14 protein-coding genes and 1 rRNA gene are annotated in these 19,315 nt (G+C 67.6%); 4 read left to right on the forward strand and 11 right to left on the reverse strand.

The genetic code is table 11. The annotated features are described in order from the left end of the window. Positions 1-15: 15 nt before the first annotated feature. From ACFYO9_RS00005 to thyX, 4 genes are all read right to left on the reverse strand, one after another. A 16S ribosomal RNA gene (locus ACFYO9_RS00005) occupies positions 16-1,541 on the reverse strand. 527 nt (positions 1,542-2,068) lie between these two features. Then, on the reverse strand, positions 2,069-3,754 hold the full coding sequence (locus ACFYO9_RS00010) for a ribonuclease J (protein WP_355811984.1): 1,686 nt from the start codon (positions 3,752-3,754) through the stop codon (positions 2,069-2,071). Between the two features lie 147 nt (positions 3,755-3,901). Further along, positions 3,902-4,801, reverse strand: coding sequence for a 4-hydroxy-tetrahydrodipicolinate synthase (gene dapA / locus ACFYO9_RS00015; protein ID WP_355811982.1), 900 nt, complete (start codon positions 4,799-4,801; stop codon positions 3,902-3,904). 190 nt (positions 4,802-4,991) lie between these two features. Further along, positions 4,992-5,732 carry an FAD-dependent thymidylate synthase gene (gene thyX, locus ACFYO9_RS00020; RefSeq protein ID WP_355811980.1) on the reverse strand — a complete coding sequence of 247 codons (741 nt, stop codon included), beginning with the start codon at positions 5,730-5,732 and terminating at the stop codon, positions 4,992-4,994. Positions 5,733-5,942: 210 nt separating this feature from the next. Here thyX and ACFYO9_RS00025 point away from each other — a divergent pair, with 210 nt between their 5' ends. Together ACFYO9_RS00025 and ACFYO9_RS00030 are read left to right on the forward strand one after the other, a co-directional pair. Then, entirely contained in the window at positions 5,943-6,182 is a 240-nt protein-coding gene (locus tag ACFYO9_RS00025; RefSeq protein ID WP_355811977.1) for a hypothetical protein, read from the forward strand. Positions 6,183-6,305: 123 nt separating this feature from the next. Further along, positions 6,306-6,872 carry a hypothetical protein gene (locus ACFYO9_RS00030; protein WP_355811974.1) on the forward strand — a complete coding sequence of 189 codons (567 nt, stop codon included), beginning with the start codon at positions 6,306-6,308 and terminating at the stop codon, positions 6,870-6,872. Positions 6,873-6,884: 12 nt separating this feature from the next. On the opposite strand, the gene ACFYO9_RS00035 is transcribed toward ACFYO9_RS00030, so the two are convergent. The 6 genes from ACFYO9_RS00035 to eccD form a co-directional block, all read right to left on the reverse strand. Continuing rightward, positions 6,885-7,337 (reverse strand): tetratricopeptide repeat protein, encoded by a 453-nt coding sequence (locus ACFYO9_RS00035; protein ID WP_358773839.1) that lies wholly within the window; start codon positions 7,335-7,337, stop codon positions 6,885-6,887. A 35-nt stretch (positions 7,338-7,372) separates the two neighbouring features. After that, positions 7,373-8,125 (reverse strand): 4-hydroxy-tetrahydrodipicolinate reductase, encoded by a 753-nt coding sequence (dapB, locus tag ACFYO9_RS00040; RefSeq protein WP_358773841.1) that lies wholly within the window; start codon positions 8,123-8,125, stop codon positions 7,373-7,375. Between the two features lie 54 nt (positions 8,126-8,179). Next, positions 8,180-9,559: a pitrilysin family protein gene (locus tag ACFYO9_RS00045; protein WP_358709557.1), complete on the reverse strand. Its 1,380-nt coding sequence runs from the start codon at positions 9,557-9,559 to the stop codon at positions 8,180-8,182. Beyond that, positions 9,556-11,772, reverse strand: a complete 2,217-nt coding sequence (locus ACFYO9_RS00050; protein ID WP_355811962.1) for a polyribonucleotide nucleotidyltransferase — start codon at positions 11,770-11,772, stop codon at positions 9,556-9,558. Before ACFYO9_RS00050 ends, ACFYO9_RS00045 begins: the two co-directional genes overlap by 4 nt. Positions 11,773-12,160: 388 nt before the next feature. Beyond that, a complete protein-coding gene (rpsO, locus tag ACFYO9_RS00055) occupies positions 12,161-12,448 on the reverse strand; it encodes a 30S ribosomal protein S15 (protein WP_030363216.1) in 288 nt (95 codons plus the stop codon). Between the two features lie 228 nt (positions 12,449-12,676). Next, on the reverse strand, positions 12,677-14,146 hold the full coding sequence (gene eccD, locus ACFYO9_RS00060; RefSeq protein WP_358773843.1) for a type VII secretion integral membrane protein EccD: 1,470 nt from the start codon (positions 14,144-14,146) through the stop codon (positions 12,677-12,679). A gap of 162 nt (positions 14,147-14,308) precedes the next feature. On the opposite strand from eccD, the gene eccCa reads away from it, so the two are divergent. Both eccCa and ACFYO9_RS00070 read left to right on the forward strand, forming a co-directional pair. Continuing rightward, positions 14,309-18,268 (forward strand): type VII secretion protein EccCa, encoded by a 3,960-nt coding sequence (eccCa, locus tag ACFYO9_RS00065; RefSeq protein ID WP_358773845.1) that lies wholly within the window; start codon positions 14,309-14,311, stop codon positions 18,266-18,268. A 38-nt stretch (positions 18,269-18,306) separates the two neighbouring features. Continuing rightward, complete coding sequence (locus tag ACFYO9_RS00070) at positions 18,307-18,828, forward strand: hypothetical protein (protein WP_358773847.1); 522 nt, start codon at positions 18,307-18,309, stop codon at positions 18,826-18,828. 74 nt (positions 18,829-18,902) lie between these two features. Here ACFYO9_RS00070 and ACFYO9_RS00075 read toward each other — a convergent pair whose 3' ends face one another. Then, positions 18,903-19,223, reverse strand: a complete 321-nt coding sequence (locus tag ACFYO9_RS00075) for a hypothetical protein (protein ID WP_358709553.1) — start codon at positions 19,221-19,223, stop codon at positions 18,903-18,905. Positions 19,224-19,315 lie beyond the last annotated feature (92 nt).

Below are 19,315 nucleotides of genomic sequence, written 5' to 3' on the forward strand. Positions count from 1 at the left end.
AGAAGTGCTCCTTAGAAAGGAGGTGATCCAGCCGCACCTTCCGGTACGGCTACCTTGTTACGACTTCGTCCCAATCGCCAGTCCCACCTTCGACAGCTCCCTCCCACAAGGGGTTGGGCCACCGGCTTCGGGTGTTACCGACTTTCGTGACGTGACGGGCGGTGTGTACAAGGCCCGGGAACGTATTCACCGCAGCAATGCTGATCTGCGATTACTAGCAACTCCGACTTCATGGGGTCGAGTTGCAGACCCCAATCCGAACTGAGACAGGCTTTTTGAGATTCGCTCCACCTTGCGGTATCGCAGCTCATTGTACCTGCCATTGTAGCACGTGTGCAGCCCAAGACATAAGGGGCATGATGACTTGACGTCGTCCCCACCTTCCTCCGAGTTGACCCCGGCGGTCTTCTGTGAGTCCCCATCACCCCGAAGGGCATGCTGGCAACACAGAACAAGGGTTGCGCTCGTTGCGGGACTTAACCCAACATCTCACGACACGAGCTGACGACAGCCATGCACCACCTGTACACCGACCACAAGGGGGGCACCATCTCTGATGCTTTCCGGTGTATGTCAAGCCTTGGTAAGGTTCTTCGCGTTGCGTCGAATTAAGCCACATGCTCCGCTGCTTGTGCGGGCCCCCGTCAATTCCTTTGAGTTTTAGCCTTGCGGCCGTACTCCCCAGGCGGGGAACTTAATGCGTTAGCTGCGGCACCGACGACGTGGAATGTCGCCAACACCTAGTTCCCACCGTTTACGGCGTGGACTACCAGGGTATCTAATCCTGTTCGCTCCCCACGCTTTCGCTCCTCAGCGTCAGTAATGGCCCAGAGATCCGCCTTCGCCACCGGTGTTCCTCCTGATATCTGCGCATTTCACCGCTACACCAGGAATTCCGATCTCCCCTACCACACTCTAGCTAGCCCGTATCGAATGCAGACCCGGGGTTAAGCCCCGGGCTTTCACACCCGACGTGACAAGCCGCCTACGAGCTCTTTACGCCCAATAATTCCGGACAACGCTTGCGCCCTACGTATTACCGCGGCTGCTGGCACGTAGTTAGCCGGCGCTTCTTCTGCAGGTACCGTCACTTTCGCTTCTTCCCTGCTGAAAGAGGTTTACAACCCGAAGGCCGTCATCCCTCACGCGGCGTCGCTGCATCAGGCTTTCGCCCATTGTGCAATATTCCCCACTGCTGCCTCCCGTAGGAGTCTGGGCCGTGTCTCAGTCCCAGTGTGGCCGGTCGCCCTCTCAGGCCGGCTACCCGTCGTCGCCTTGGTGAGCCATTACCTCACCAACTAGCTGATAGGCCGCGGGCTCATCCTTCACCGCCGGAGCTTTTAACTCCTCCTCAGGAGAGGAGGAGTGTTATCCGGTATTAGACCCCGTTTCCAGGGCTTGTCCCAGAGTGAAGGGCAGATTGCCCACGTGTTACTCACCCGTTCGCCACTAATCCACCCCGAAGGGCTTCATCGTTCGACTTGCATGTGTTAAGCACGCCGCCAGCGTTCGTCCTGAGCCAGGATCAAACTCTCCGTGAATGTTTGCCGGTAATCCGGCTAGCACACACGAGAGCGGAACCAAGGAGAGGAATAATCTCCCGGTTCACAGCGTCCTCGCTGTGTTTTTTCAAAGGAACCGCGTCCCAGCTGATGCTGGAGACGGGGTTATCAACATATCTGGCGTTGACTTTTGGCACGCTGTTGAGTTCTCAAGGAACGGACGCTTCCTTTGTACTCACCCTCTCGGGCTTTCCTCCGGGCGCTTCCCTTCGGTGTTTCTTTTTGTTCTTCGTTCTTGCGTTTCCGACTCTATCAGACTCTTTCGTGTCCGACTTCCTCGGTGCCTTTCCGGTTCCCGCTCCTGCCTTTCGGCTTTCGCGTTTCCCTTTCCGGCGGTTCCGACTTTATCAGAGATTCTGAATCGGAATTCCCGCCCCGCTCAGGTCGGTCCGGATCACGTTGAAGTGACTCGGGTTCCCTCGCAGGCGGAGCCGTAAACCTAACGGAGCGGGGCGCCCCGATGCAAATCGAGGCGCCCCGCTCCGGAGCTCGCGTGGTCGGGAGGGTCAGACCTCGACGACCACCGGCAGGATCATCGGGCGTCGGCGGTAGTGGTCCGAGACCCACTTGCCCAGCGTGCGGCGGATGAGCTGCTGCAGCTGGTGGGGCTCGACGACCCCGTCCTGCGCCGACTTCTCCAGGACTTCCTGGATCTTCGGGATGACGGTGGTGAACACCGCGTCGTCGATGCCGGAGCCGCGCGCCTGGACGTGCGGGCCTCCGGTGATCTTGCCGGTGCTGGAGTCCACGACGACGAAGACCGAGATGATGCCCTCGTCCCCGAGGATCTTGCGGTCCTTCAGGGCGGGCTCGCCGACATCACCCACGGAGAGGCCGTCGACGTACACGTAACCGGCCTGGACCTTGCCGACGATCTTCGCCTTGCCCTCGACGAGGTCGACGACGACGCCGTCCTCGGCGATCACGATGCGGTCGTGCGGGACGCCGGTGAGGGCGCCGAGCTCGGCGTTGGCGCGCAGGTGGCGCCATTCGCCGTGGACCGGCATCAGGTTCTTGGGCTTGCAGATGTTGTAGAAGTACAGCAGCTCGCCGGCCGAGGCGTGGCCGGAGACGTGCACCTTCGCGTTGCCCTTGTGGACGACGTTCGCTCCCCAGCGGGTCAGGCCGTTGATCACGCGGTAGACCGCGTTCTCGTTGCCGGGGATGAGGGACGACGCCAGGATCACCGTGTCGCCCTGGACGATGCGGATCTGGTGGTCGCGGTTGGCCATGCGGGAGAGCGCGGCCATGGGCTCGCCCTGCGAACCCGTGCAGACCAGGACGACCTGGCTGTCCGGCAGATCGTCGAGCGTCTTGACGTCGACGACGAGGCCCGGCGGTACGCGGAGGTAGCCGAGGTCACGGGCGATGCCCATGTTGCGGACCATCGAGCGGCCGACGAAGGCGACTCTTCTGCCGTACTCGTGCGCGGCGTCCAGGATCTGCTGGATGCGGTGTACATGGCTGGCGAAGCTCGCCACGATGATCCGCTTCTGGGCGCCGGCGAAGACGCCCCGGATCACGTTGGAGATGTCGCGCTCCGGCGGGACGAAGCCCGGGACCTCGGCGTTCGTCGAGTCGGAGAGGAGGAGGTCGATGCCCTCCTCGCTCAGCCGTGCGAACGCGTGCAGGTCCGTGAGGCGGCCGTCCATCGGCAGCTGGTCCATCTTGAAGTCGCCGGTGGCGACGACCATGCCCGCGGGGGTGCGGACGGCGACGGCCAGGGCGTCCGGGATGGAGTGGTTGACCGCGACGAACTCGCAGTCGAACGGGCCGAGCGCCTCGCGATCGCCCTCGACGACCTCCAGCGTGTACGGCCGGATGCGGTGCTCCTGCAGCTTCGCCTCGATCAGCGCGAGGGTCAGCTTGGAGCCGATCAGCGGGATGTCCGGCTTCTCGCGCAGGAGATAGGGGACACCGCCGATGTGGTCCTCGTGGCCGTGCGTGAGCACGATGCCCTCGATGTCGTCGAGGCGGTCCCTGATGGACGTGAAGTCCGGCAGGATCAGGTCGATCCCGGGCTGCTCCTCCTCGGGGAAGAGCACACCGCAGTCGACGATCAGCAGACGACCGTTGTACTCGAAGACGGTCATGTTGCGGCCGATCTCGCCGAGGCCGCCGAGCGGGGTGACCCGGAGGCCGCCCTTCGGGAGCTTGGGCGGAGCGCCGAGTTCAGGATGCGGATGACTCAAAAGACTCTCCTCACCACGCGCGCCACGTACCTCCTGGGCACGTGGCGCGTATGACGTTCGTGCAGTAGCAGTTGTCGTGTGGGGTGCGGGCGGTCGACAGCGCGTGTCGCGCCCGCGGTTTCGCTTATTCAGTTGTGAAGTCTGTGGTTACAGCTGTACCCCGCCGGCGGCGAGATCGATCTTGAGCTGGTGCGTCTCCTCGGGCGACAGCTCCACCATCGGCAGGCGCAGCGGACCCGCGGGACGCCCCTGGAGTGCCAGCGCCGCCTTGGTCGTGATCACGCCCTGGGTGCGGAACATGCCGGTGAAGACGGGGAGCAGCTTCTGGTGGATCTCCGTGGCCTTCTGCACGTCACCCGTGAGGTGTGCCTCCAGCATGGCGCGCAGTTCCGGGGTGACCACGTGGCCGACGACGGAGACGAAGCCGCACGCGCCGACGGACAGCAGCGGCAGGTTCAGCATGTCGTCACCGGAGTACCAGGCCAGGTCCGAGCGGGCGATGGCCCAGCTGGCGCGGCCGAGGTCGCCCTTGGCGTCCTTGTTGGCGACGATCCGGGGGTGCTCGGCGAGGCGGACGATCGTCTCGGTGTTGATCGGTACGCCGCTGCGGCCCGGGATGTCGTAGAGCATGACCGGCAGCCCGGTGCTGTCGGCGATCGCGGTGAAGTGCCGGAACAGGCCCTCTTGCGGGGGCTTGTTGTAGTACGGCGTGACGGTCAGGAGGCCGTGGGCACCGGCCTGCTCTGCGGCGCGGGCGAGCTCGAGGCTGTGGCGGGTGTCGTTGGTGCCGACGCCCGCGACGACGTGGGCACGGTCCCCGACGGCGTCCACTACGGCTCGTACGAGATCGTTTTTCTCCGCGTCACTGACGGTCGGGGACTCACCGGTGGTGCCGTTGATGACCAGGCCGTCATTGCCTGCGTCCACCAGGTGGGCGGCGAGCTGCTGCGCGCCGTCGAGGTCAAGTGCGCCGTCCGCCGCAAAGGGCGTGACCATGGCGGTGAGGACCCTCCCGAAGGGGGTCTGCGGAGTGGAGGTCGGAGCCATGGGTAACACGCTACTCGCTGCTCAGCGCGGGGTCGCCCCTCGGGGGATGTGTGCGGACCTGACAAGTGTGGAGCCCGGCACTGCCTGCTCGGGGGTTCAAGCAGTGCCGGGTCCGTTTGATCAGGCTAGATGAACTTCACGAAGTGCCGCAATACGGACACTTCACTCGGCTCATCCGCACATCAGTGCCTTACGGCGCCACGCGTCCGTTCTTGTTGAAGGCCGCATGGGTGAGCGGCATCAGTTCGGCCCAGTGCTGCTCCATCTTCTCGCCGACCATCTCGATCTCCCGCTGCGGGAACGAGGGGACCTTGGCGAGCTCGTGCTGCGTGCGCAGGCCGAGGAAGTGCATCAGCGAACGGGCGTTGCACGTCGCGTACATCGAGGAGAAGAGGCCGACGGGGAGCACCGCGCGGGCCACCTCGCGGGCCACGCCGGCCGCGAGCATCTCCTGATACGCCTCGTACGCCTGGCGGTAGGAGTCCTCCATGACGCGGCCGGTGAGCTCCTGCTGCGCCTGGCTGCCCTCGACGAAGACGTACTTCCCGGGGCGGCCCTCCTGGACCAGCTTGCGGGACTCGTCCGGCACGTAGAAGACGGGCTGGAGCTCCCTGTAGCGGCCGGATTCCTCGTTGTACGACCAGCCGACGCGGTGGCGCATGAACTCGCGGAACACGAAGATCGGGGCGCTGATGAAGAACGTCATCGAGTTGTGCTCGAAGGGGCTGCCGTGGCGGTCCCGCATCAGGTAGTTGATCAGGCCCTTGGACCGCTCGGGGTCCTTCTGGAGCTCGTCGAGCGACTGCTCGCCCGCCGTGGAGACTCGGGCGGCCCACAGGACGTCGGAGTCGGTGGCGGCGTGCTTCACCAGCTCGACGCCGACCTCGCTGCGGAAGCTGGGCTTGAGGTCTTCGGTGGGGGTCTCGCTCACAGGCGGGGGTCCTTCCATGTGCATCTCTGGGGCGGCGTCCACTCTATGGCCCGGCACCGACAATCGGCCGTTCGGTGACCCGCCACGACATTGTTCGACTAATTTGCCGAAACAGGGCACCTTTTGGGCGTTTCGAGCGTCTGTCTAGACAAGAGAGTCCACAGAGCTCCACGGAGCTCCGTTCGAGACCCGTGAGGAGAAGCGCGCACCATGTTCCGCCGGCGAGAGCCCGTCCCGTTCGCCTTCATCGCCGAAGCCGAGAAGTTCCGCAGTAACGTCACTCCCCCGCCCCGAGAACGCGCCTCGGCCAGTCAGATCATGGGGCGCACGCTCATCGGCCTCACCGTGGTGGCCGGCCTCGTCGGATCCCTGCTCTTCGGGATGCCCGCCATGTCGGCCGATCAGTCACCCGTGCACCACCAGCAGTCCGAGGCCTCGGACGGCCGCTGACCGGGGCGTGGGCCGTCGCCGGCCTGCCGTGACTCGTCCGGCCCCCCAAGGGTGGTAGCAGGAGACACAGCTCGATAGCCTCACCGGGCACAGCCCCCGTGTGGATTGAGTGAGGATCAGCCCGTGCCCCTGCCCTTCCTGACCGCGGACCGCGCATTCGACGACGCGGCGGACGACGCCGCGCTGCCTTTCGACGACCGCGATCACTGGCGCCGGCCCTACCGCCCCGGTCCCTGGCGGGTCGGCGCCTCCGCGCTGTTGCTGCTGCTCGCCTCGTTCGTCCTCTTCGCCTCGGTGATCATCGTGTTCACCGGCTCCCTTGCGGGGGCCACCGGCTGCGCGGGGCTCGCCGTGCTCGTCATCGTCGGCGCCCTGCGCCTGCTGCGCATGGGCACCTGGGTGAGCGCCCACGGGCTGCGCAGGGTCGGCTTTCTGACGACGCAGACGGTGGCCTGGGCCCAGGTGTCGGCCGTGCGGACCGCGCAGCAGCCGGTGCGCTGGCTGGGGCTGCCCCGGACGGTGCAGGGGCAGGCGCTCGTTCTCGTACGACGTGGTCAGGAGCCGCGGGCCGCCGGGGCGCAGCTGCTCCTCACGGACCGAAACGCGGACTTCCTGGCGCGGCACGAGGCGTTCAACCGCGCGGCCGACTCCATCGAGGTGTGGGCCGACGAGTACCGGCCCACGGCCTGAGCCGACCCTCGCCTAGACGTTCACCGGCCTGCCCGCGTGCAGGGCGATCGCTCGCTGCATGGCCTTTCGCGCGCGCGGGGTGTCCCGTGCGTCGTGGTAGGCGACGGCAAGGCGGAACCAGCAGCGCCAGTCGTCCGGCGCGTCCTCCGTCTCCGCCTTGCGGCGGGCGAAGACCTCGTCGGCCGAGTCGCGGTCGATGCGGCCGCCGGGCGTCCGCTTCAACTCGTCGAGGGGCAGGCCGCCTTCGGCCTCCAGTTCGGCGGCGAGACGGTTGGCGCGCTGGACGAACTGGGTGTTCTTCCAGAGGAACCAGACGCCGATGACCGGCAGGATCAGCACCGCGACACCGAAGGTGACGGTGAGGACGGTGCCGTGCTGGATGAGGAGCACGCCTCGGCTGCCGACCAGGACGAAGTAGACGACCAGGACGGCGGCGGTGACGGCGTAAGTGATCTTTGCGCGCATGTCTCTCAGCTCTGGGGTCGGCCGAGGCTCTCAGCTCAGCCGAGGTCCAGGAAGTGTTCCAGGCCGAACGTGAGCCCCGGGGTGCTCACCACGCGGCGCACGCCGAGCAGGATGCCCGGCATGAAGCTGCTGTGGTGCAGCGAGTCGTGGCGCACGGTCAGGGTCTCGCCCTCGCCGCCGAGCAGGACCTCCTGGTGGGCCAGGAGGCCGCGCAGGCGTACGGAGTGCACCGGCACCCCGTCGACGTCCGCGCCGCGTGCGCCGTCCAGCGCCGTCGCCGTCGCGTCGGGCTGCGGGGCGCTGCCCGCCTCCCGGCGCGCCTCGGCGATGAGCTGGGCGGTGCGCGTGGCGGTGCCGCTCGGGGCGTCGGCCTTGTTCGGGTGGTGCAGCTCGACGACCTCGACGGACTCGAAGTACGGGGCCGCGATCTGCGCGAACTTCATCGTGAGGACGGCGCCGATGGAGAAGTTCGGGGCGATCAGGACGCCCGTCTGCGGGGACGCGTCCAGGGACGTGCGCAGCCGCGCGAGGCGCTCGTCGGTCCAGCCCGTCGTACCGACCACGGCGTGGATGCCGTTGCGTACGCAGAAGTCGAGGTTCTCCTCGACCGCTTCCGGGTGGGTCAGCTCGACGGCGACCTGGGCGCCGGACTCCGTCAGCGTCCCGAGCTCGTCGCCCCGGCCGAGTGCGGCGACCAGTTCCATGTCGTCGGCGGCCTCGACGGCCTTCACGGCCTCGGAGCCGATCCGGCCCTTGGCACCGATGACCGCCACGCGCAGCTTGCTCATGTCCTTCATTCCTTCACGGGAGTTGGGCCCTGTTGTGTCGGTTCCTCGGCAGGCCTAGGCGACCGCTTCGTGGAGGCGGGCCGCCTGCTTGTCCTTGAGCGGGCCGATGGCCGAGAGGGACGGGCGGTGGCCGAGCACGTCACGGGCCACCTCGCGCACCTCGTCGGGGGTGACCGCGGAGATCCGCGCCAGCATGTCGTCGACCGACATGTGCTCGCCCCAGCAGAGCTCGCTCTTGCCGATGCGGTTCATCAGGGCGCCGGTGTCCTCCAGGCCGAGGACCGTGGAGCCCGCCAGCTGGCCGATGGCGCGACCGATCTCGTCGTCGCTCAGTCCGTGCTCCGCGACGTGGTCGAGCTCGTCGCGGCAGATCTTCAGGACGTCGTGCACCTGGCTCGGGCGGCAGCCCGCGTACACACCGAAGAGACCGGTGTCGGCGAAGCCCGACGTGTACGAGTACACGCTGTAGGCCAGGCCGCGCTTCTCCCGCACCTCCTGGAAGAGGCGGGACGACATGCCGCCGCCGAGCGCCGTGTTCAGGACGCCGAGGGCCCAGCGGCGCTCGTCGGTGCGAGCGAGGCCCGGCATGCCGAGGATGACGTGGGCCTGCTCGGTCTTGCGGTTGACGACCTCGACGCGGCCGGCGGTGCGCAGGGCGCGGGAGCCCTGGCGCGGGACCATCGGGGTGGCGTCGGTGCGCCGGAGGGCGCCGGCCTTCTCGAAGGCGGCGCGGACCTGGCGTACGACCTTGTTGTGGTCCACGTTGCCGGCCGCGGCGACCACGAGGTGGGTCGGGTCGTAGTGCTTCTTGTAGAAGCGGCGGATGCGGTCGGCGTCCAGGGCGTTGATCGTGTCGACCGTGCCGAGCACCGGGCGGCCGAGCGGGGTGTCGCCCAGCATGGTGTGCGCGAACAGGTCGTGCACGCAGTCGCCGGGGTCGTCCTCGGTCATCGCGATCTCTTCGAGGATGACGCCGCGCTCGGCGTCGACGTCCTCCTGGAGGATGAGGGAGCCCGTCAGCATGTCGCAGACGACGTCGATGGCAAGGGGGAGGTCGGTGTCGAGCACGCGCGCGTAGTAGCACGTGTACTCCTTCGCCGTGAAGGCGTTCATCTCGCCGCCGACCGCGTCGAGCGCGGCCGAGATGTCGAGGGCGCTGCGCTTCTTGGTGCCCTTGAAGAGAAGGTGCTCCAGGTAGTGTGTGGCGCCGTTCAGGGACGGGGTCTCGTCGCGGGAGCCGACGTTGGCCCAGATGCCGAAGGTCGCCGAGCGCACGGAGGGCAGCGTCTCCGTGACGACGCGCAGGCCGCCGGGGAGGGTCGTCCTGCGGACGGTGCCGATGCCGTTCTCGCCCTTGATGAGGGTTTGGGTACGGGCGACGGCCCGCCCCTCCGAAGAGGGGCGGGCCGTCGTCGTGGTGCTACGCGACGTCACTTGTCGGTGTCGTCCTTCGTGTCGTCGTCCTCTTCACCCTCGATGACGGGGATGAGGGACAGCTTGCCGCGGGAGTCGATCTCGGCGATCTCGACCTGGACCTTCTGGCCCACGCCGACGACGTCCTCGACGTTCTCCACGCGCTTGCCGCCGGCGAGCTTGCGGATCTGCGAGATGTGCAGCAGACCGTCCTTGCCCGGCATGAGCGAGACGAACGCACCGAAGGTCGTCGTCTTCACGACGGTGCCCAGGTAGCGCTCGCCGACCTCCGGCATGGTCGGGTTGGCGATGCCGTTGATCGTGGCGCGGGCGGCCTCGGCCTGCGAGCCCTGGGCGGCACCGATGTAGATGGTGCCGTCGTCCTCGATCGTGATGTCGGCGCCAGTGTCCTCCTGGATCTGGTTGATCATCTTGCCCTTGGGGCCGATGACCTCACCGATCTTGTCCACCGGGATCTTGACGGTGATGATGCGCGGCGCGTTCGGGGACATCTCGTCCGGAACGTCGATCGCCTCGTTCATCACGTCGAGGATGTGCAGACGCGCGTCGCGGGCCTGCTTCAGCGCGGCGGCCAGGACCGAGGCGGGGATGCCGTCGAGCTTGGTGTCGAGCTGCAGCGCGGTCACGAACTGCTTCGTACCGGCGACCTTGAAGTCCATGTCACCGAACGCGTCCTCCGCACCGAGGATGTCGGTGAGGGCGACGTAGTGCGTGTCGCCGTCGATCTCCTCGGAGATCAGACCCATGGCGATACCGGCGACGGCGGCCTTCAGCGGCACACCGGCGTTCAGCAGCGACATCGTCGAGGCGCAGACCGAGCCCATGGACGTCGAGCCGTTGGAACCGAGGGCCTCGGAGACCTGGCGGATCGCGTAGGGGAACTCCTCGCGCGAGGGGAGCACCGGCACGATGGCGCGCTCGGCGAGCGCGCCGTGGCCGATCTCGCGGCGCTTGGGCGAACCCACGCGGCCGGTCTCGCCGACCGAGTACGGCGGGAAGTTGTAGTTGTGCATGTAGCGCTTGCGCGTCACCGGGGAGAGGGTGTCGAGCTGCTGCTCCATGCGGAGCATGTTCAGGGTGGTGACGCCCAGGATCTGGGTCTCGCCACGCTCGAACAGCGCCGAGCCGTGCACGCGCGGGATGGCCTCGACCTCGGCGGCGAGCGTACGGATGTCCGTGACGCCGCGGCCGTCGATGCGGACCTTGTCCTTGATGACGCGCTCGCGGACCAGCTTCTTGGTCAGCGCGCGGTAGGCACCGGAGATCTCCTTCTCGCGGCCCTCGAACTTCGGGAGCAGCTTCTCGGAGGCGATCTCCTTGACGCGGTCCAGCTCGGCCTCGCGCTCCTGCTTGCCGGCGATGGTCAGCGCCTGGGCGAGCTCGGTCTTGACCGCACCGGTCAGGGCCTCGAGGACGTCGTCCTCGTAGTCCAGGAAGACCGGGAACTCGCCGGTCGGCTTGGCGGCCTTGGCGGCGAGGTCGGACTGGGCCTTGCAGAGCGCCTTGATGAAGGGCTTCGCGGCCTCGAGACCGGCGGCGACGACCTCCTCGGTCGGAGCCTCGGCGCCGTCCTTGACGAGCTGGATGGTCTTCTCGGTGGCCTCGGCCTCGACCATCATGATCGCGACGTCGCCGTCCTCCAGGACGCGACCGGCGACGACCATGTCGAAGACGGCGTCCTCGAGCTCGGTGTGCGTCGGGAAGGCGACCCACTGGCCCTTGATGAGCGCCACGCGCGTGCCGCCGATCGGGCCCGAGAAGGGCAGGCCGGCCAGCTGCGTGGAGCAGGAGGCGGCGTTGATCGCGACCACGTCGTACAGGTGGTCGGGGTTGAGCGCCATGATCGTCTCGACGATCTGGATCTCGTTGCGCAGGCCCTTCTTGAAGGAAGGACGCAGCGGGCGGTCGATCAGGCGGCAGGTCAGGATCGCGTCCTCGGAGGGGCGACCCTCACGACGGAAGAACGAACCGGGGATCTTGCCTGCGGCGTACTGCCGCTCCTCGACGTCCACCGTCAGCGGGAAGAAGTCGAGCTGGTCCTTGGGCCGCTTGGAAGCGGTGGTGGCCGACAGCACCATGGTGTCGTCGTCCAGGTACGCCACGGCGGAGCCGGCGGCCTGCTTGGCCAGGCGGCCCGTCTCGAAGCGGATGGTGCGGGTGCCGAACGTGCCGTTGTCGATGACGGCCTCGGCGTAGTGGGTCTCGTTCTCCACTGTTCTCCTACGTGTCTACGTTTCGTCTTCGCGCCCGGGTCCCGTGTGGACCGGGGCGGTGTGGAGAAGCGCGCCGTGTGTGCGGGCCGGTCTTCGATCGAAGCACCCGGGATGTCCCGGGGGCCACTACCGAGGACCGGCGGCGGCTGGTGCGCCTCTCCCTCGTCGGGGTGGTGCTCGCTGTCCCCGTGGGCGTCGTGGGCGTTCATATCCCTACCCGCGAGGACGTGCGTATGTCACCAGACTACAAAGCGTCGGTGACACCGCGCATGTACAGCAATGTGTACGGCAGCGTGTACGGCAAAGGACTCGTGCCACTTTGCATGTACAGCAAAGGGAGCGGTCCACTTCGAGTGCCTCGAGTGGGAACCGCTCCCTTCACGACGTCTTACTTCGCGCCCGCCGCACCGCGGCGGATGCCCAGACGGTCAACCAGGGCACGGAAGCGCTGGATGTCCTTCTTGGCGAGGTACTGCAGCAGACGGCGGCGCTGACCGACCAGGATCAGCAGACCACGACGGCTGTGGTGGTCGTGCTTGTGGGTCTTGAGGTGCTCGGTCAGGTCCGAGATCCGGCGGGAGAGCAGCGCCACCTGAACCTCGGGGGAGCCGGTGTCGCCCTCCTTCTGGCCGAACTCGGTCATGATCTGCTTCTTCGTAGCGGCGTCGAGCGACACGCGTACTCCTTGTGATGTCTTCGAGTGCCTCCGAGTGCCCCTGGTCTACATCTCAGGGGAGCTTCCGTGACTCGGGAGGCGGGGGTGGGGCCGCCGGGCGCGGTCCGGGTCCTTGACGGATCCGGCGCCGAGGTGCGCAGACAGGCGGTCTTTTCACAGGGTACCAGTCGGCTTGAGGGCGATTTGCCGGGGCCGTGGCCTGTCGATTTGCGGGATCCACAGCGGCTCTCAGCTGGTCATGGAGCGGACGGCCGCGTAGACGTTCAGTACGGCGAGGCACAGCGGGACCAGTGACAGCAGTATCGCCGATTCCGTCAGGTCGAGGAGGCGGCCCCAGAACGGGGAGAGCCCCTTCTTCGGAATGATCAGCGCGATGGCCGTCAGCAGGGCACACCCGGCGGCGATGACCGCGGTGAGCCAGACGGCACGGAACTCCAGAGCGCCGTGGTCCCCGTAGAGGAGCAGCTCCCGCAGGGATTCGACCGGGGGGTTCAGGGCCAGGCCCAGGACCAGCAGGACGATGGCGGCGATGCCGGCCACCAAGGCGCAGACGACCTGCGAGGTGTAGCGGAAGAGGCGGGCGCGCAGCAGCGTCGCCAGGCCCGCGGCGAGAGCCAGGAGCTGGCCCCAGACATTCGCCGAGAAGCCGAGGATGGCGGCCGAGCCGACCACGACGGCAGACGAGCCGCCGACGAGACCGAGCAGCAGCTCATGGCCGCGGCGGGCCTGGGCCGCGATGCGGGCGCCGTCCAGCGGCCCGGGCTCGGCGGTCGGGTTCAGGTCCGCGTCGAAGTCCTCCTGCACCGCGCTGCGCGGTGTGGCGTAGCCGATGGGCAGCCTGGCGAAGCGGACCGACAGGCCGGGCAGAAACGCCACGAGCGCGATGGCCACCGGCGCACTGACCGCCGCCGCCCTGGTCGGCGTGGCCTCGCTGATGATCGCGAAGAAGGTGGCCAGCGCGCCTGCCGTCGCCAGGAACGTGGCGGCCACGAAGGGAGCGTCACGGCCGGGCGAGAGGGCGACGAGCAGCACCGAAGCCACGAGCACGGCGACGCAGCCGAGCAGGAACTGCAGTCGCCCCGGACCTTGGCCCGCGTCCGGCCCGATGATCCCGGATCCAGCCACGAGCAGCAGCGGCAGCGCGGCGAGCCCCATGACCGCGCCCACCGCCCGGTCCTCGTAGATCCGCACCCGTACGCCCGCGAAGGCGGTGAGCAGCAGGCCCATGGCGCCGGCGATGACACCGGGAAGGCCGTGCATGTCGTGGCGTACGGGATCGGCGTACCAGAGCACGAACGCCATCAGAAGGAGCAGCAGCGCGCCTCCCGCGAGGCCGGCGCCCCGCAGCAGCGCGTCTCTCCACAGCCTGCGGTCCTGGACCACGGCGGAGGCGACGGCGTCGGCGACGTCGTCGTACACGGCGGGCGGCAGCGACATCGCGAAGGGGCGCAGGCTCAGCACTTCGCCGTCGAGGATGCGCTGGGCGGCGAGCGTGCGTGCACCGTCCAGGACGGTGCCGTCCTGCCGGACGAGGTGGTAACCGGTCGGCGTGCCGACCGGCTGGGTCTGGCGAGTCAGCCGGAGAACCTGCGGGTAGATGTCGGCCACCGCGATGTCCTCCGGCAGAGCGACATCGATACGGCTGTCGGGCGCGACGACAGTGACCCTGCAGAAACCGGTCGCTGCGGGCGAACTCACCTTGACTGACCCCCTGATTCGCGGTTGCGCACCGTGCGAGCGTCACCCTACCGCTACGCCCTGTCAGCGCCTGCACATAGGATCACCCCCGTGCGGAGGGAGACCGCACCGACGAGGAGGCGGTAGGTAACTGCCGTCCGTATAGGGGGGATTGGTGCTCCGGTGAGTCAGATCGTCATCAAGCGCCCGCCGCGCTCGCTACCGCCCGAAGTGCCCACCGATGACCTGCAATTGGCGCCTCCGCCGGAGCTGCCGCGCGGGCAGCAGGAGGGCGTGCTCATGCAGGTCCTGCCGACGCTGGGCATGGGCTCGTCGGTCGTGTTCTTCTTCGCGTCGCCCAACGCCCATCCGTTCATGCGGATCATGGGCGTCGTGATGCTGGTGTCCACGGTCGCGATGATCGTCGCCCAGGTCGTCAGGTACCGACGCGGTACGCAGGGGCAAATGGCCGACGTGCGCCGCGACTACCTCAAATACCTTGCCCAGACCCGTCGCACGGTGCGCCGGACGGCGCTCAAGCAGCGCGATGCCCAGTTCTATCTGCACCCGTCCCCGGAGCAGTTGTGGTCGGTCGTCGCCGAGGGCACCCGTGTGTGGGAACGGCGCGTCGGAGACCCGGACTTCGGGCAGGCGCGCGTGGGAATCGGCCCTCAGCAGCTGTCCACTCCCCTCGTCGCACCCGAAACGGCCCCCGTGGATGAACTGGAACCGCTGGCCGCGGGTGCCATGCAGCAGTTCCTCGCCGTGCACAGCTCCCTGGAAGGGCTGCCGGTCGCGGTCTCGATGCGCGCCTTCTACCACCTGACGGTCTCGGGGGAAGCGGATTCCGCGCAGGCCACGGCACGCGCGCTGGTCGCCCAACTGGCCACCCTGCACGGGCCCGAGGACCTGATGATCGCGGTGGTCGCGGCGCCCGGCGCCGTTCCCCGCTGGGACTGGACCAAGTGGCTGCCGCATTGCCAGCTGCCGGGCCGGGTCGACGGAGCCGGCACGGTACGACTGTTCGGAGACGACCTCGGCGAACTGGAACAGCTCCTTGCCACGCGACTCGACGGTCGGCCGAGGTTCAGCCGTGACGGTCAGCCCGTGCTCGACCAGCCCCATGTCGTCGTGGTGCTCGACGGCGGCATAGTGCCGCCGACCTCTGCCTTCGCTGCGTCGGAGGGTCTGCAGGGCGTGACGATCATCGAGGTGGTCACGGGGGAACTAGACGAGCCTCGCGGCGGGCTCTCCCTGGTGGCGCGCCCCGGGAAGCTGCTTCTGGAGTCGACCGGAGGCGTGGCCTACGAGGGCGTGCCGGACGCGCTGTCGCTGCCGGCCGCGGAGGCGCTGGCCCGTCAGCTGGCGCCCCTGCGCATGGGGGGAGGTGATGACGACGAACCGCTGCTCGCCAACCTCGACTTCACCGACCTTCTGAACCTCGGCGACGCGGGGTCCGTCGATGTCGCGCGCACCTGGCGACCCCGTTCGACCGCCGAGCGGCTGCGCGTCCCGATCGGGGTGGGCGAGGACGGGCAACCGGTCATGCTGGACCTGAAGGAGGCGGCCCAGGAGGGCATGGGCCCGCACGGCCTGTGCGTGGGTGCCACGGGTTCGGGCAAGTCGGAGTTGCTGCGCACGCTGGTCCTGGGCCTGGCCGTGACGCACTCCTCCGAGACCCTGAACTTCGTCCTCGCCGACTTCAAGGGCGGGGCGACCTTCGCGGGGATGTCGGAGATGCCGCACGTCGCGGCGGTGATCACGAACCTTTCCGACGACCTCACGCTGGTCGACCGCATGGGCGACGCCATACGGGGAGAGCTGCAGCGCCGCCAGGAGCTGCTGCGGTCCGCGGGCAACTACGCGAACATGCACGACTACGAGAAGGCGCGAGCCGCAGGAGCACCGCTGGCGCCTCTGGCGTCACTCGTCCTGGTGATCGACGAGTTCAGCGAACTGCTTACCGCCAAGCCCGACTTCATCGACATGTTCATCCAGATCGGCCGCATCGGCCGCTCGCTGGGCGTCCACCTGCTGCTCGCCTCGCAGCGTCTGGAGGAGGGCAAGCTGCGCGGGCTCGACACCTACCTCTCGTACCGCGTCGGGCTGCGCACGTTCTCGGCCTCGGAGTCCCGTACGGCGCTGGGGGTGCCCGACGCCTACCACCTGCCGTCCGTTCCGGGATCGGGCTACCTGAAGTTCGGCACGGACGAGATGACGCGTTTCAAGGCCGCGTATGTCTCCGGGGTCTACCGCTCAGGGGGCCCGGACCCTGCGGCCAACTCGCTGCCGGTAGAACATCGGCCCGCCCTCTTCACGGCCGCGTCGGTGGCGGCGACGTACGCGGTGCCGACCCCCGATCAGCAGCGCGCGGCTTCGCTGCGGGAGGACGACGCGCTGGCCGACACCGTCCTCGACGTCATCGTCCGTCGCCTCGACGGACAGGGCGTGCCCGCGCATCAGGTGTGGCTGCCGCCGCTGGACGAGGCGCCCACCCTCGACCAGCTCCTGCCCCAGCTGGTGGCGTCACCCGAGCGGGGTCTGCACGCGGACGAGTACACGCGTACGGGAGGGCTGGTCGTCCCGCTGGGCTTGATCGACAAGCCGTTCGAGCAGAAGCGTGAAGTGCTGTACAGCGACTTCTCGGGAGCCGCGGGAAACATGGTGGTGGTCGGCGGCCCGCAATCGGGCAAGTCGACTCTTCTGCGTACGCTGATCGCGTCGTTCGCCCTGACGCACACGGCCAACGAAGTGCAGTTCTACTGCCTGGACTTCGGCGGTGGCGGCCTGGCTTCCGTGGCCGATCTGCCCCACGTGGGCGGAGTGGCGTCCCGCCTGGACCCGGAGCGGGTCCGGCGTGCGGTGGCGGAGGTGGCCGGTGTACTGAACCGCCGCGAGGCGTTCTTCCGCGCCAACGGCATCGACTCGATCACCACCTACCGGCGACAGCGCGCGGCAGGGCAGCTCCCCGGCGAGCCGTGGGGAGACGTCTTCCTGGTCATCGACGGCTGGGGAAGCTTCAAGAACGACTACGAAATGCTCGAAGGAGTCGTCAACGACATCGCCGGCCGCGGCCTCGGCTACGGCGTGCATGTCGTCGTATCCGCATCTCGCTACATGGAAGTTCGGGCGGCCCTCAAGGACCAGATGCTCGGCCGCCTGGAGTTGCGCCTCGGCGATGTCATGGACTCGGAGTTCGACCGCAAGGTCGCGATGAACGTCCCCGCGGGCGTGCCGGGCCGTGGTCAGGTGCCGGAGAAGCTGCACTTCATGACGGCCATGCCGCGCATCGACTCGTCGTCCGACCCTTCCCGGCTCTCCGATGCGACGGCGCAGCTGGTCCAAACGGTGAAGAGCAACTGGCAAGGCCCTTCGGCACCGACGGTGCGGCTGCTGCCGCGCAAGCTGCCGGCCGACCAGCTCCCGAAGGGCTTCGAGTTCCCCCAACACGGCATCGCGATCGGCATCGACGAGCAGAACCTCGAGCCGATCTTCGTCGATTTCGAGACAGATCCCTTCTTCCTGGTCTTCGGCGAAAGCGAATCCGGCAAGACGAACCTGCTCCGCTTGATCGCGAAGCAGATCGCGGAAAGGTATACACCCGAGCAGGCCCGCATCGTCGTCGGCGACTACAGGCGCACCATGCTGGAGGCGGTTTCACCCGAGCACCTGCTTGAGTACGCCCCGATGGCTTCGGCGATGGACGTCCACATGAACGCCATCGCCACGTTCATGGAGAAGCGGGCGCCGAAGCCCGACATCACTCCGCAACAACTGCGTGATCGAAGCTGGTGGAACGGGCCGGAGCTGTTCGTGATCATCGACGACTACGAACTGGTGGCCACCAATTCCGGCAATCCGCTGAGTGTGCTTGTCGAGCATCTCCCATTCGCGCGGGACGTCGGGGTCAAGTTCATCATCGCCCGCAACTCCGCGGGCGCCTCACGCTCCATGTACGAATCCTTCATGCAGCGGACGAGGGAACTCGGCGCGCAAGGCGTGCTGTTGTCAGGCGATCCCAGCGAGGGCGACATCCTCGGAAATGTCCGCGCACGGCCCATGCCACCGGGCCGTGGCACTTTCGTGTCGCGAAAGCGTGGGACTGCCCTGATTCAAGTGGGACGACTGCCGGACCACTACTAGAGTGCTTGGTGGCTACATGACTGAACGGGGAGGCGGACATGGCGAGTTCAAGCGGGGGCGGTGCCGCGGGAGCCGCGGACACGGGCAAGTCGTTCGACAGCCTTTACGGCGTCAACCCTCAAATGGCGCTGGATATCCAGGCCAGTGCGATGAAGGGATTCAAAAAGCGGGTGGACAACCTGCTTTTGGAGCTCGAGGGTTCCGAGGCGGCACCCGGCAAGATCGGCGCGACGCGACTGTCGCGCGAGCAGCTGGGCTCGGCGGACTTCAAGGAAGCCCAGTACCTGTACGACTCGTACGCAATCGTGCACGACGAGCTGGAGAAGCTCTCGAAGGCGCTGGGTGCCCAGATCGAGGGCCTGGGGCTGGCGGTCCACGCGTCGCGCGTGGGCTACGACAACCTCGAGGACGACATCCGGGCACGGATGAAGGCGGTCAACGCGGAGGCCGAAAAGTACTACGACGTGGGCCGAGACCCGTACGCGCAGGGACCGGGCGGACCCGGCGGTACGGGTGGCGAAAGCGGCCCGAAGACGACGGACAAGGACACGGCTCTCTGATGACCAGGCGGAGACGGAGAACGGGGGCACGAGGACATGGCTGAGGGATCCAAGGCCAGAGCGCCGAAGCTCGCTCACACGGACTTCGAGTCCATGACGCACGAGCAGTTGCTGGCCCTACTGGAGTCGGCGAGCTCGGAGACGGCCTCTGAACTCGCGGGCAAGCTGTCCAAGGCCGCGTCGACGATCACCAAGATCGGCGACGACCTCATGACGCACACGAAGGGGCTGCACTGGCAGGGCGAGGGTGGCGACGCCTTCCGCGCGTGGGGCACCCAGTCGGCGAGCGCCACGCTGTACCTGGGGCAGTACAGCGAGGTGGCGTCACGCTGGATGGGCGAGGTCGCCCAGGCGATCGCCGAGGCCAAGGCGTCGATGCCACCGGCTTCGGACACGACCCAGGCCAAGGCGGACCTGCGCTCCGCCCACAAGAACATGGACGCCGCCCAGAAGGCGCACAACGACCCCGACGCCGCCAAGGCCGCCC

Source organism: Streptomyces sp. NPDC005863, from assembly GCF_042871345.1.
In the GTDB taxonomy this organism is placed as follows: Bacteria; Actinomycetota; Actinomycetes; order Streptomycetales; family Streptomycetaceae; genus Streptomyces.

What these genes read in the sequence shown, in the direction of transcription:
- dapA (WP_355811982.1), bottom strand. Translation starts at nt 4,801, where the DNA reads ATGGCTCCGACCTCCACTCCGCAGACCCCCTTCGGGAGGGTCCTCACC.
- ACFYO9_RS00025 (WP_355811977.1), top strand. Translation starts at nt 5,943, where the DNA reads ATGTTCCGCCGGCGAGAGCCCGTCCCGTTCGCCTTCATCGCCGAAGCC.
- ACFYO9_RS00035 (WP_358773839.1), bottom strand. Translation starts at nt 7,337, where the DNA reads ATGCGCGCAAAGATCACTTACGCCGTCACCGCCGCCGTCCTGGTCGTC.
- dapB (WP_358773841.1), bottom strand. Translation starts at nt 8,125, where the DNA reads ATGAGCAAGCTGCGCGTGGCGGTCATCGGTGCCAAGGGCCGGATCGGC.
- ACFYO9_RS00070 (WP_358773847.1), top strand. Translation starts at nt 18,307, where the DNA reads ATGGCGAGTTCAAGCGGGGGCGGTGCCGCGGGAGCCGCGGACACGGGC.